Below are 12,836 nucleotides of genomic sequence, written 5' to 3' on the forward strand. Positions count from 1 at the left end.
GGCGGCGCTGTCCACCGCGAGAGGGGGATGATGGTGCGGCAAAGCGGTCACAGAAGTTTCGCGCAGGGTTAACATCATCTTCATGTCGTTCCGTTTCCTTGATTTGGCCCGGAAGTGACACAGAGTTGATTTCGGGGGATGGAGGAACGGATGCTGGAATTCCTGCCGAAAGAAATCCGCGAGGGGCTGGAGGCCGCGCGGAAGCGCGACCTGCGGCGGGCGTCGCGCCTGCGGGTGCAGGTGGGGCATGCGGTCTTTCCTATCCTGCGGTTCTGGGACGAGGGCTTTGCGCTGGATGCGAAGCTGACGCCGCAGTTGCGCGGGCTGGTCGATGTGTTCGACGGGTCGCGGCATGTGTTCCAATGCCTGATCGTCGCGTCGGTCGAGGAGAATGGCGAGTTGGTCTGCGAGTTCAAGCGGTCGACCGCGGTGCTGGACCGCCCGGCGCTGGATTACTGGCGCGACGAGAATGCGCCGGTGGGGTATCTGCCGCGCGGCTGGGGGCGGAGGTTGTTTTCCACGCGGAAGCCTTCGGGGATGCTGTCCTGACCGTTCAGGATGAGGTCGGCCATGGTGGTGGCGACCTTGGGGGCCATGCCGAAGCCGATCTTGAAGCCTCCGTTCGCGATGAACTGGCCGGGGCGGCCCGGCCAAGCGCCGAGCATGGGCGCGCGTGATCGGGCGCGGGGGCGGATGCCGGCCCAGCGGTCGAGGACGGGGGCATCGCGCAGGATCGGCAGGGCGGCGCGGGCACGGGTGAGGATGTCGTCGAGTTGCGCGTCGGTTGCCGTCGGGTTGTCCCACGTGTTTTCGGAAGTGGACCCGATGGCGGTGGTGCCATCGGCATGGGGCACGATGTGGAGGGCGTCGGCGAAAAGCTGGGGCAGGTCGCGGGCGTCGTGTTGCAGGAGGAGGGCCTGACCCTTGACGCCTGCGCCGACGGGGTGACCGAGCGCGGTGTTGAGGTCGAGGAGGCCCGGATAGCCCGTGGCCCAGAGCGTGGGGCCTTGGGGGGCGTGATCGTTTATGTCGATCTGAACCCCTTTGGCGCGGAGCGCGGCGGTGAGGGCGTTGGCGGCGCGGCGGGGGTGGAGGCGGGCGGTGAGCGTGTCGTGGATGAGCCAGCCCGTCGGGCTGTGGGGTTCCCATGCCGCGCCTGTTGCCGGGATCACATGCCAGTCGGCGCGGCCTTGCCAGAGGGTGCGGGCCTCGACGATGCGGGCGCGGGCGTTCCGGAGCGCGCGGTCATCGGGGATGGGTTGCAGCCGACCGGAGCGGAGATAGCCGGGATCGGTGCCGCCGGTGGCGGCGATTTCGGCCCACCAGTCGGCGGCCATGAGGAGGCTTTCAAGCTGGAACTGTTTCTTGGGGTTCCAGTTTTCCGGCACATGGGGGGCGAGTGCGCCGACAAGGCCGCCGGAGGAGCCCGCGCCGATGGCGTGGCGTTCGATGAGGCGGACCCGCGCCCCGCGACGCGCGGCCTCCCACGCGCAGGAGAGGCCGAAGATGCCCCCGCCCATGACCGTGAGATCGTGACTTGCCATTCCCTGCGCCCTTGCCCATGGTCCGCCGCGATTTCGGGGTTTAGGGCATATGGCGGGCGGCGAACAGGGTGAGGGCGGTCTGGACTGGCGCGACGGGATCGTGCCGGTGTCGCGGCGGTTTGACGACCCCTATTTCAGCCTTGCCGATGGTCTGGCCGAGACGCGGCATGTCTTTCTGGATGGGAACGGGCTGCCCGCACGGTTGCGGGACGGGTTCCAGGTGGCGGAACTGGGCTTTGGCACCGGGTTGAACCTGCTCGCACTGTGGCTCTGCTGGCAATCGGTCGGCGCGCCGGGGGTGGTGCGCTTCACCTCGTTCGAGGCCTATCCCCTGATGGTGGAGGAGATGGCGCGGGCGCTGGCAGCTTTCCCCGAGGCGGCGGCGGTTGCGGGGCCTTTGCTGGCGCAATGGGCGGTGGGCGCGCGGGTGATCGAGATGCCGGGGCTGCGGGCAGAGGTGATCGTGGGTGATGCGCGCGAGCGGCTGCCCGATTGGGACGGCGTCGCGGATGCGTGGTTTCTGGACGGGTTTTCGCCTGCGAAGAACCCGGAACTGTGGTCGGACGATCTGATGCGGGCGGTTGCGGCGCATACCGCGCCGGGCGGGACATTCGCCACCTATACGGCGGCGGGCCATGTGCGGCGCGCGCTGGCCGGGGCGGGCTTTGCCGTGGAGCGGCGGGCGGGACATGGAAGGAAGCGGCACATGACGGTGGGGATTCTGGCATGAGCGGCTTGCCGAAGCTGGACCGCAACAGCAATGCCACGGTGCAGAACACGACGCTGGGCATCTGGCTGATGGTGGCGACGACGGTGGTCTTTGCGGTGCAGGACGGCATCTCGCGCCATCTGGCGAGCGAGTACAACGTCTTCATGGTGGTGATGATCCGTTTCTGGTTCTTTGCGGCCTTCGTCATGGCACTCGCGGCGCGGGATGCGGCGCGGCAGGGGCAGGGGCTGCGCGCGGCAGTGCGGTCGCGCTTTCCGTGGTTGCAGGTGGTGCGGGGTGTTCTGCTGGTGACGGAGGTCTGCGTGATGGTGCTGGCCTTCGTGAAGCTGGGGCTGGTGGAGAGCCATGCCGTCTTTACCTGCTATCCGCTGCTGATTGCCGCGCTGTCGGGGCCGATCCTTGGGGAGAAGGTGGGCTGGCGGCGCTGGACGGCGATCATGATCGGCTTCGTGGGGGTGCTGATCATCCTGCAGCCGGGCTATGCGGTGTTTTCGCCATGGGCGCTGGTGCCGCTGCTTTCGGCGCTGCTCTTTGCGGTTTACGGGCTGCTGACGCGCTATGTGGCGCGGGGGGACAGTGCCGGGGTGTCGTTCTTCTGGACGGGGACGGTGGGGGCGGCGGCGATGACGCTGGTGGGTGTGTGGTATTGGGAGCCGATGTCGGGCGCGGATTGGGGCTGGATGGGGGCGCTGTGCTGCACGGCGATCCTTGGGCATTGGCTGCTGATCAAGGCCTTCGCGGTGGCGGAGGCCTCGGCGATCCAGCCATTTGCCTATCTGCAGCTTGTCTGGGCCTCGGGTCTTGGGCTGTTCCTGTTCGGCGAGGAATTGCGGACGAATGTGGCCATCGGGGCGGGGCTGGTGGTGGCGGCGGGTCTGTTCACGCTGTGGCGGCAGCGGGTGAAGGAGCGGCAGGCCTAGCCCTGCGCGCGGCGGGCGAGGCGGTCGATCAGGCGGGCGCGGGCCTCTGGCAGGGGGCGGCCGTTCAGTAAAGGCCCGAGTTCGCGGTTGAGGAAATGACCCGTCAGGGCGAGGGCCTGTGCGATGTCGCCCGCGGTGGCGGGGCCTTGGCCCAGAAGGACGGGGGGCAGCGGCAAAAGGCGGCTGGCCCAGTCGCCCGCGCCTGCGCGGCTGACGGCGCGGCCGGATTTGGGCGAGACATAGATCAGATCGTCGCGCGATCCGGTGACGGCGCAGGTGGCAAGGTCGAGGCCGAAGCCGATTTCCTCGAGCAGGAGGAGTTCCCAGCGCAGATAGGCGGGGGGCCAGTCGTTGCCCGCCTCCAGCGCGTCGAGGAGCGGGATCGTCGCGGCATGCAGCATCGGGTGGGGTTCGCGTTCGGGCAGGGCCACGCGCAGCATGGCGCAGATGGCGTTGAGGCCGGCCAGCGCCAGCGGATCGGAGAGGAGCGCAGCGCGGGCGCGAAGGGGTTCGACGGTGAAGATGCCCAAGTGATCGTCCAGCCGCGCGCGCCATGTGACCTGCACCTGCGCGCCGGGTAGCAGGAGGGGGGCGATGCGGCGAGATGCGCCGCCGCGCACGACCCCGGCATGGCGGCCATGTTCGCCTGTGAAGACCTCGATGATCGCCGCGCTTTCGCCGTGGGGTCTGACCGACAGGAGCGCGCCTTCGTCCCGCCATTCCATGCGGGAGACTATCGGCGGGGTTCAGGGGAAGGGCAAGTCAGTCTGCAAGACCGGGTTGATCCAGCAGGGTGCGCCCCTGCCTGTCTTCCACCTCGATCACCCAGAGATCGGGGTCGCGGTCGCGCTGGCGGCGGAGGGTGGCGTCGACATCGGCTTCCGGCCCTTGCGCCAGGGTGACCCAGACGCGCGCGCCGGTCATCAGATCATAGCTGCGCTGCACGGCATGGGCCTGCCCGTCCAGCGTGGCGCATTTGACGATGACCGCGCCCGCCGTCGCATCCCCCTTGGCGGTGACATAGACAGGGATGTCGGCCAGCCGGAGGCGGGTGAGATAGGCGGAAACCCAAAGGTCCGTGGTCAGGCGCATCGGCTGCCCCCTTCATCCGTTCTCAAATATCCTCGGGGGGGCCGGGGGGGCGAAGCGCCCCCGGGTGCCTCCGTCCCGCGACTCAGTCGCCGTCCTTGAAATCCAGCCCCATTTCGGAATAGCGCTCCGCCTCTTCCAGCCAGTTGGGGCGGACCTTCACGGTCAGGAACAGATGCACGGGGCGGTCGAGGAAGGTGGCGATCTCGGCCCTTGCCTGTTGGCCGATGGCCTTGATCGTTTCGCCCTTTGCCCCCAGCACGATACCCTTGTGGCCGTCGCGGGCGACATAGACCACCTGATCGATGCGGGTGGAGCCGTCGGGGCGGTCCTCCCATTTTTCCGTTTCCACGGTGAGTTGGTAGGGCAGTTCCTCGTGCAGGCGCAGGGTCAGTTTCTCGCGCGTCATTTCGGCGGCGATCATGCGCATGGGCAGGTCGGCGATCTGGTCTTCGGGATAGAACCACGGGCCTGCGGGGATTTCGGCGGCCAGCCATTCGCGCAGGTCATCGACGCCATAGCCGCGTTCGGCGCTGATGAGGAAGGTCTTGGCGAAGGGGAAGGCCTCGTTGAGTTTCGCGGTCAGGGCGAGGAGGGTTTCGGCCTTGACCTTGTCGATCTTGTTCACCGCCAGCGCCACGATGGCGGTTGAGGGGATCTTGTCCTTGAGGTTGTCGATGATGGCCTGCACGCCTTCGGTCAGGCCGCGATGCGCCTCGACCAGAAGGACGATGATGTCGGCATCGGCGGCGCCGCCCCATGCGGCGGCAACCATCGCGCGGTCAAGGCGACGGCGGGGGCGGAAGAGGCCCGGCGTATCGACGAAGACGATCTGGGACTGGCCTTCCATGCAGACGCCCCGGATGCGGGCGCGGGTGGTCTGCACCTTGTGGGTGACGATGGAGACCTTGGCCCCGACCATGCGGTTCAGGAGGGTGGATTTCCCGGCATTGGGTTCGCCGATCAGGGCGACGAAGCCGGCGCGGGTGTCTTGGTCAGTCATTGGTCTGCTCCATGCGCGCCAGAAGGGCGCGGGCGGCGGCCTGTTCGGCGGCGCGTTTACCCGTGGCGGTGCCGGAGGCCGCCTCTCCGGTGGAGAGGCGGGCTTCGACGGTGAAGACGGGCTGGTGATCGGGGCCGCTGCGGGCGGTTTCGGTATAGGTCGGGGGCGGCAGGCCGCGGGCCTGTGCCCATTCCTGAAGGCTGGATTTCGGATCGCGGATGTCGGCGCGGGCGGCCTGTGCGATGCGGTCGCCCCAGAGGCGGAGGACGGTGTCGCGGGCGGCCTCGAACCCGGCGTCGAGGTAGATGGCGGCGATGACGGCCTCCATCGCGTCGCCGAGGAGGGCCTCCTTGCGGCGGCCGCCGGAGAGCATTTCGGAGCGGCCGAGTTTCAGGACATCGCCGAGGCCGGTTTCGCGGGCGATTTCGGCGCAGGTTTCCTGCCGGACGAGGGCGTTGAAGCGGGGGGCAAGCTGGCCTTCGGCGGCGGTGCCGTCCTGTTGGAAGAGGGCGGTGGCGATGGAGAGGCCAAGGACGCGGTCGCCGAGGAATTCCAGCCGCTCGTTCGAGGGCCGGGTGGGAGAGGAAAGCGAGGCATGGGTGACGGCGCGCGCCAGCAGTTCGGGGCGCTGGAAGTCGTGCCCGATGCGGGAGGCGAAGGCGGCAAGGTCTGCCGCCAGCTTGGTGCGCTGGCCGCTCATGCCGCCGCCCCGGTCATTCCACCGCCTTGAAGAAGCGGTCGGAGCGCCATGTCCAGAAGAAGAGCATGGAGCGCCCTGCGGAGGAGAAGATGATCCGGTCGGCACGGCCGATCAGGTTTTCGGCGGGCACGAAGCCCACGCCGCCCACGGCCTGACCGAAGCGGCTGTCCTGCGAGTTGTCGCGGTTGTCGCCGACGAAGAAGTAATGGCCTGCGGGCACGGTGAAGACATCGGTGTCATCGGCGAAGCCGCCGGTGTCGATGTTCAGGATGCTGTGCTGGCGGCCGCCCGGCAGCGTTTCGGTGAAGCGCGAGGAGGTGCAGATGCCGCCTTCGCCGACGGGGCCGTTCTCGCAGCGCGGCAACTGGCCCATCGGGCCCTGCTTTTCATAGATCTCCTCGAAGGTGCCGGCGGGCGTCTGCGGGACCATCTCGCCGTTCAGGTAGAGGATGCCGCCACGCATCTGCACGGTGTCGCCGGGCAGGCCGACGAGGCGCTTGATGAAATCGGTGCCGTTGACCGGGTGGCGGAAGACCACCACGTCGCCGCGTTCGGGTTCACCGCCCAAGATGCGGCCCGAGATGGGGCAGGCCGAGAAGGGGCAGGAATAACGGGAATAGCCATAGGCCATCTTGTTGACGAAGAGGAAGTCGCCGATGAGCAGCGTGTCCTTCATGGAACCGGAGGGGATCCAGAAGGGTTGGAAGAAGACGGTGCGGAAGACGCCCGCGATGACCAGCGCCCAGAGGATGGTCTTGATCGTCTCGACGATGCCGCCTTCGGTCTTGGCCTTGCTGGATGCCATGGTCTGCTCTCTGCTTCCTTTTTGTCCGCGGCTGCGGTTCGGGGTTCATTGCGCGCTAGGCGCGGGGGAGTCAAGTTCCGCAGGGGCAGGTCGCAGGGGGCGGGCCTCGATCACGACGAAGGCCTGCGCCCATGGGTGGTCATCCGTGAGGGTGACATGGATCAGCGCCTCGTGCCCAGCGGGCGTCATCTCGCGCAGGCGTTCGGCGGCCCAGCCGGTGAGGTGCATGACGGGCTGGCCGGAGCGGAGGTTGGTGACCGCCATGTCCTTCCACGAGATGCCCATGCGCAGACCGGTGCCGAGCGCCTTGGAACAGGCCTCTTTCGCGGCCCAGCGTTTGGCATAGGTGGCGGCGATGGCACGGGGCCGGCCTTCGGCCTTGCGCTGTTCGCGTTCGGTGAAGACACGATCCTTGAAGCGGGTGCCGAAGCGGGCGAGCGTCGCCTCGATCCGTTCGATATTGGCGAGATCGGTGCCGATGCCGAGGATCATGCGGTGCGTCCGGCAGAGCGAATTTTCTGCGAAAATTCGTGGGGGCGATCCTTCTGCGAAGGATCGGGGCGCGGGTGGTGGCGACTTTTCGCAGAAAAGTCGGGCTTGCGGTTTTTCGCAGAAAAACCGATCACGCGAGCCCCTCGCGGGCGGCGTCCATCCGGCGGCGCATTTCCTCGATCGCGGGGCCAAGGCCGCGGAACACGGACTCGCCGATCAGGAAATGGCCGATGTTGAGTTCCATCACCTCGGGCATGGCGGCGATGGGGGCCACGTTGTCATAGGTCAGGCCGTGGCCCGCATGCACCTCGAGCCCGAGCGCATGCGCCAGTTTCGCGCCGCGGCGGAGGCCTTCGAGTTCTTCAGCGGCCTCGGCCTCGCGGCCTTCGGCCAGCAGTTCGGAGTAATGGCCGGTATGGAGTTCCACCACGGCGGCGCCGATGGCGGCGGAGGCCTCGATCTGGCGGGGGTCATGGCCGATGAACATGGAAACGCGGGCGCCTGCCTCGCGCAGGGGGGCGATGTAGTCGGTCAGGCGGGGCATGTCTCCGGCCACGTCGAGGCCGCCTTCGGTGGTGCGTTCCTCGCGCTTTTCCGGGACGAGGCAGATGGCATGGGGTTTGTGGCGGAGCGCGATGGCCTGCATTTCCGCCGTGGCCGCGCATTCGAAGTTGAGCGGGATGGAGATGCCCGCGACCAGCGCCTCGATATCGGCGTCGCGGATGTGGCGGCGGTCTTCGCGCAGGTGGGCGGTGATGCCGTCGGCACCCGCCGCCTCGGCCAGAAGGGCGGCGCGGAGCGGTTCGGGCCATGTGGAGCCCCGCGCGTTGCGCAGGGTTGCCACATGGTCGATGTTCACGCCCAGACGGAGCCGACCTTCGGGTTTCATCTGCGAGCCTTTCCTGTTCTGCCTGTCCGCCTATGGCGAGTCGGGGGGAGATTAGGCCGGACCGGGGCCATCGTCATCCCCTGACGGACCGTCATTTTCGCCGCGATGTTTCAGCCGGGCGGCAGCGGCGGCGAGGGTTTCGCGCAGCTTGTGGCGGCGTTCGCTGCGTTCGCGCGACTTGGCGGCGCGGGCCTTCTGATAGGCGACGACGAGGGGGATGGTCAGCCAGTAGAAGAGGGCAGAGAGGATGAGGCCGGGGCCGAGTGCGCCGAGGAAATAGGGGACGTAGATTTCGTGCCAGAACTGCAGCAGGCCGTCCCAGCGGGTATGTTCCGGGCCGAAGAGGGCCTTGACGTTGAACCAGAGGTCGGCGCCTGCATTGCCGAAGGCCATGCCGATATATTCCGGCGAGAGGGGTTTCTGGATGCCAAGCATCCAGTGGCCCAGCGTCATGGCGAGAACCGCGAAGAAGGGGGTGGTGATCGGGTTGGTGTTGAAGGTGGCCAGCAGCGCGGCCAGCAGATTGCCTTTCACCGCCCGTGATGCCAGCCATGCGGCGATGAACTGCATCCCCGGCAGGGGGAGGAAGCCCACCATCGACCCCGCGAAGACCCCGCGCGCGATGCGGTGGGGGCTGTCGGGGAGGCGGCGCATGCGGTGGAGGACATATTGCGTGGCGCGGCGGAACCCGCCTTGGGGATAGACCATCTCGCGGGTCCATCCCCAGAGGGTGCGAGGATTGCGCCGCTTGAAAACCAAGTCTCTCTCCCAAAGCGCCGGGTCAGGGCTTGCGCGTCATGTCGCGGTGACGTGAAATCTGGGCGACATCGGTCTCGGCCTCGAGTGCGGTCATGACCATGTGCAGATGTTCGACATCGCGAAGGTCCACATCGATGATAAGGCGATAATAGTCCGGCTTGCGGTCTGTGAACCTGAGGTCGGAGATATTGGCCTTCTGTTCGCCGATCAAGGTGCAGATGCGGCCAAGCACGCCGGCGTCATTGGAAATGGTTATTTCGAGGCTGACGGTATGCACGGCGGCGTGCCGGCCGGAATGCCAGTGCAGATCAACCCAGCGGCCGGGCTGTTCCTCGAATTCCTCGAGCGCGGGGCAGTCGATGGCGTGGACCACCACGCCCTGCCCGCGATAGGTGATGCCGACGATGCGTTCGCCGGGCACGGGCTGGCAGCAGGGGGCGCGGCGGAAGGATTGGTCGTCGGACAGGCCCACGACGGGACGGGAGGCGTCGACCTCGTCATCCTGTGCGCGGGCGAGTTCGGGATAGAGGGTTTCGATGACGCGGCGGGCGGTGATCTCGGCTGAGCCGAGGCGGGCAAGGAGGTCGGTCTCGTCGGCCAGACCGAGCATCTTGGCGGCGGTGCGGAGCGCCTTGTCGGTGGATTTCTTGCCGACATGATCGAAGGCCGCGCGGGCGAGTTCCTGACCGAGCTTGACGAAGCGGCCGCGGTCTTCTTCGCGCAGGGATTTGCGGATGGCGGCCTTGGCGCGGCCTGTCGTCACGATGTCGATCCAAGATGCCTGAGGGCGCTGGCCTTCGGCGGTGATGATCTCGACGCTCTGGCCGTTCTTGAGGCGGGTCCAGAGGGGGACGCGGATGCCGTCGATCTTGGCCGAAACGCAGGAATTGCCGATGCGGGTGTGGATGGCATAGGCGTAGTCGAGGGGCGTGGCCCCGCGCGGCAGTTGTACCACGTCACCCTTGGGGGTGAAGCAGAACACCTGATCGGAATACATCTCCATCTTCACATGTTCGAGGAATTCGTCGTGATCCTCGGCATCGAAGCGTTCGGTGAGCTGCGCGATCCAGTTGGCGGGATCGACAGCGAAGGGGTTCTGGGCGCGGACGCCTTCGCGGTAGGACCAGTGGGCAGCGACGCCTGCCTCGGCCACTTCGTGCATCTCGCGGGTGCGGATCTGCACCTCCACCCGCTTGCCGTCGCGGCCGGAAACGGTGGTGTGGATGGAGCGGTAGCCGTTGGATTTGGGCTGGCTGATGTAATCCTTGAACCGGCCCGGCACGGCGCGCCAGCGTTGGTGGATCACGCCGAGAATGCGGTAGCAATCGGCGACCGAGCCGCAGATGACGCGGAAACCGTAGATGTCGGAGAGGCGGGAAAAGGCGAGGTCCTTTTCCTGCATCTTGCGCCAGATGGAATAGGGCTTCTTGGCGCGGCCGTAGACATCGGCCTCGATCTGGACCTTTTCCAACTCGTTGCGGATATCGGCGGTGATCTTGTGGACGACGTCTCCCGCCTCGCGCTGCAGCGTGATGAAGCGGCGGATGATTGAATTGCGCGCCTCGGGGTTGAGGACGCGGAAGGCGAGGTCTTCGAGTTCCTCGCGCATCCATTGCATGCCCATCCGGCCTGCGAGGGGGGCGAAGATTTCCATCGTCTCGCGGGCCTTCTGGGCCTGCTTTTCGGGTTTCATCGACTTGATCGTCCGCATGTTGTGCAGACGGTCGGCCAGTTTGACGAGGATGACACGCAGGTCTTTCGACATGGCCATGAAGAGCTTGCGGAAGTTTTCCGCCTGCTGACTTTGGGCCGAGGAAAGCTGGAGATTGGTGAGTTTGGTCACGCCATCGACGAGTTCCGCCACCTCTTGGCCGAACATCTGGGTGATGTCGGTATAGGTGGAGCGGGTATCTTCGATCGTGTCGTGGAGGAGGGCCGTGATGATGGTCGCGTCGTCCAGACGCTGTTCCGTCAGGATGGCGGCGACGGCGACGGGATGGGTGAAATAGGGTTCGCCCGATTTGCGGAACTGGCCTTCATGCATCTGCAGGCCATAGGCATAGGCCTTGCGGATGAGGTCGGCATTGGTGCGCGGATTGTAATTCCGGACGAGGGCGATGAGGTCTTCGACGTCGATCATCATCGCCCCGCTGGGCGGGCCAAGGCCCGGATCAGTTGTCGCCCTGCGCTTCCATCAGGGCGCGGAGCAGTTTCTCTTCCGACATGTCGTCCTGCATCGGGCGGTCGATTTCGCCCGACATCAGGAGGGCCATCTGGTCTTCCTCGGGTTCGTCGACTTCGATCTGGGTCTGGTGCGATTCGATCATGCGTTCGCGCAGCACTTCGGCCGACTGCGTTTCCTCGGCGATCTCGCGCAGGGCGACGACGGGGTTCTTGTCGTTGTCGCGGTCGATGGTGAGCGGCGAACCGGACTGGATTTCCCGCGCGCGATGGGCGGCGAGCATCACAAGTTCGAAACGGTTCGGCACCTTGTCAACGCAATCTTCGACCGTCACGCGGGCCATGAGCGACTCCAGTTCGGATGGGGGGCATGGAAGCGCCTATCTAGTCGCATCATTCAGGCTTGACAAGCGTTGAATCGGGCGCGAGCGGGCGGATTTCGGCGCGGTCTTCCGGTGAGAGGGCTGCGGCCATCTGCGCGACGGTCTGGCCGGTGAGGGGATGGGTCCAGTCGGGGGCCACATCGAGGAGGGGGATGAGGACGAAGGCGCGGTCCTGCAGGCGGGGGTGGGGAAGGATCAGGCGATCGGGGGTTTCGTGGCGCTGAAGCGCGGGATCGAGGTCGCGCCAGCGGGCATGGGTGGCGGCATCGGGCAGGACGGTCTGCCCGAAGGCGATGAGGTCAAGGTCAAGCGTGCGCATGCCCCAGCGGGTTTCGCGGGTGCGGCCATGCGCTGCCTCGATGCGATGCAGCAGGGCAAGGACGTCCTGCGGGCCGAGAGCGGAGGGGAGGGGGGCGGAAGCGGCGGCGTTCACATAATCGGGACCGGCCCCTACGGGAAAGCAGGGCGTGGCATATATACGGCTGACCTGCAGGGGGCCGAGCCCTGCGGCGGAGAGATCGGCAAGTGCGGCACGGAGCGTTTCGAGGGGCGGACCGCCCATGTTGGGCAGGTTCCCGCCGAGGGCGATCAGAAGCCGTGACTCGCATACGGACATGGCTTTACCCTTTCGTATAGCCGAACTTGAATGATTTCTTCGCGCACTGATAACTTGTAAACACTTCCTCTGTAGTCTCCTGCCTTGCGGCAGACCACTCTGGAACCGCACGGGAAGTTTTTTTGAGGGGAACCTATAATGTTTTACAAGGACGAACGGCTTGCGCTGTTCATTGACGGGTCGAACCTTTACGCAGCGGCGAAGGCCCTTGGTTTCGATATCGATTACAAGTTGCTGCGGCAGGAGTTCATGCGCCGGGGAAAGCTTCTGCGTGCCTTCTACTATACAGCGCTGCTGGAGAATGACGACTATTCCCCGATCCGCCCGCTGGTGGATTGGCTGCACTATAACGGCTTTTCCATGGTGACCAAACCCGCCAAGGAATACACCGACAGTCAGGGTCGCCGGAAGGTGAAGGGCAACATGGATATCGAACTGACGGTCGATGCCATGGAGCTTGCGCCACGGGTGGATCACATCGTGCTGTTCTCGGGTGATGGGGATTTCCGGCCGCTGGTGGAAAGCCTGCAGCGGCAGGGGGTGCGGGTGTCGGTCGTGTCGACCATCCGCAGCCAGCCGCCGATGATCGCCGACGAGTTGCGGCGTCAGGCGGACAATTTCATCGAGTTGGATGAGTTGCGCGACGTGATCGGTCGCCCGCCGCGTGAGCCGCGGATGGGTGAGCGCGAGGAAGTGGCCGTCGAGGCGAAGTGAACCTTGCCGAA

The 12,836-nt window shown here is 66.3% G+C and carries 16 protein-coding genes; 4 read left to right on the forward strand and 12 right to left on the reverse strand.

The features are described 5' to 3' along the window. The first annotated feature begins 150 nt into the window (after positions 1–150). Positions 151–549, forward strand: coding sequence for a hypothetical protein (locus TabM4_RS02250; protein ID WP_434617812.1), 399 nt, complete (start codon positions 151–153; stop codon positions 547–549). Here the strand turns inward: TabM4_RS02250 and TabM4_RS02255 are convergent. Continuing rightward, a complete protein-coding gene (locus TabM4_RS02255; RefSeq protein WP_434617814.1) occupies positions 453–1,544 on the reverse strand; it encodes an NAD(P)/FAD-dependent oxidoreductase in 1,092 nt (363 codons plus the stop codon). The genes TabM4_RS02250 and TabM4_RS02255 overlap by 97 nt on opposite strands. Before the next feature lie 49 nt (positions 1,545–1,593). Here TabM4_RS02255 and mnmD point away from each other — a divergent pair, with 49 nt between their 5' ends. After that, positions 1,594–2,274 (forward strand): tRNA (5-methylaminomethyl-2-thiouridine)(34)-methyltransferase MnmD, encoded by a 681-nt coding sequence (mnmD, locus tag TabM4_RS02260; RefSeq protein ID WP_434617817.1) that lies wholly within the window; start codon positions 1,594–1,596, stop codon positions 2,272–2,274. Beyond that, complete coding sequence (locus tag TabM4_RS02265; protein WP_434617820.1) at positions 2,271–3,194, forward strand: DMT family transporter; 924 nt, start codon at positions 2,271–2,273, stop codon at positions 3,192–3,194. Before mnmD ends, TabM4_RS02265 begins: the two co-directional genes overlap by 4 nt. Here the strand turns inward: TabM4_RS02265 and recO are convergent. The 11 genes from recO to folK form a co-directional block, all read right to left on the reverse strand. Next, positions 3,191–3,919, reverse strand: coding sequence for a DNA repair protein RecO (gene recO / locus TabM4_RS02270; protein WP_434617823.1), 729 nt, complete (start codon positions 3,917–3,919; stop codon positions 3,191–3,193). The genes TabM4_RS02265 and recO overlap by 4 nt on opposite strands. Positions 3,920–3,956: 37 nt before the next feature. Next, a complete protein-coding gene (locus tag TabM4_RS02275; RefSeq protein ID WP_434617826.1) occupies positions 3,957–4,286 on the reverse strand; it encodes a DUF1491 family protein in 330 nt (109 codons plus the stop codon). 82 nt (positions 4,287–4,368) lie between these two features. Then, positions 4,369–5,286 (reverse strand): GTPase Era, encoded by a 918-nt coding sequence (gene era, locus TabM4_RS02280; protein WP_434617829.1) that lies wholly within the window; start codon positions 5,284–5,286, stop codon positions 4,369–4,371. After that, the gene (rnc, locus tag TabM4_RS02285; RefSeq protein ID WP_434617832.1) at positions 5,279–5,986 is read right to left on the reverse strand and encodes a ribonuclease III; all 708 of its coding nucleotides are present in this window, start codon (positions 5,984–5,986) and stop codon (positions 5,279–5,281) included. The genes era and rnc overlap by 8 nt, the downstream gene beginning before the upstream one ends. 13 nt (positions 5,987–5,999) lie before the next feature. Further along, on the reverse strand, positions 6,000–6,791 hold the full coding sequence (lepB, locus tag TabM4_RS02290) for a signal peptidase I (protein WP_434617835.1): 792 nt from the start codon (positions 6,789–6,791) through the stop codon (positions 6,000–6,002). Between the two features lie 45 nt (positions 6,792–6,836). Then, a complete protein-coding gene (gene acpS / locus TabM4_RS02295) occupies positions 6,837–7,283 on the reverse strand; it encodes a holo-ACP synthase (protein WP_434617838.1) in 447 nt (148 codons plus the stop codon). Between the two features lie 130 nt (positions 7,284–7,413). Beyond that, positions 7,414–8,172, reverse strand: a complete 759-nt coding sequence (locus TabM4_RS02300) for a pyridoxine 5'-phosphate synthase (protein ID WP_434617841.1) — start codon at positions 8,170–8,172, stop codon at positions 7,414–7,416. Positions 8,173–8,223: 51 nt separating this feature from the next. Further along, on the reverse strand, positions 8,224–8,880 hold the full coding sequence (locus tag TabM4_RS02305) for a DUF2062 domain-containing protein (RefSeq protein ID WP_434617844.1): 657 nt from the start codon (positions 8,878–8,880) through the stop codon (positions 8,224–8,226). A gap of 73 nt (positions 8,881–8,953) precedes the next feature. After that, entirely contained in the window at positions 8,954–11,071 is a 2,118-nt protein-coding gene (locus TabM4_RS02310; protein ID WP_434621888.1) for a RelA/SpoT family protein, read from the reverse strand. 31 nt (positions 11,072–11,102) lie between these two features. Next, a complete protein-coding gene (rpoZ, locus tag TabM4_RS02315) occupies positions 11,103–11,456 on the reverse strand; it encodes a DNA-directed RNA polymerase subunit omega (protein ID WP_434617847.1) in 354 nt (117 codons plus the stop codon). 49 nt (positions 11,457–11,505) lie between these two features. Continuing rightward, positions 11,506–12,111 carry a 2-amino-4-hydroxy-6-hydroxymethyldihydropteridine diphosphokinase gene (gene folK / locus TabM4_RS02320; RefSeq protein WP_434617850.1) on the reverse strand — a complete coding sequence of 202 codons (606 nt, stop codon included), beginning with the start codon at positions 12,109–12,111 and terminating at the stop codon, positions 11,506–11,508. Positions 12,112–12,249: 138 nt separating this feature from the next. Here folK and TabM4_RS02325 point away from each other — a divergent pair, with 138 nt between their 5' ends. Continuing rightward, positions 12,250–12,825, forward strand: coding sequence for an NYN domain-containing protein (locus tag TabM4_RS02325; protein ID WP_434617853.1), 576 nt, complete (start codon positions 12,250–12,252; stop codon positions 12,823–12,825). Positions 12,826–12,836: the final 11 nt, after the last annotated feature.

Origin of the sequence: Tabrizicola sp. M-4 (assembly GCF_051132405.1) — a bacterium.
Taxonomy (GTDB): domain Bacteria; phylum Pseudomonadota; class Alphaproteobacteria; order Rhodobacterales; family Rhodobacteraceae; genus Paragemmobacter.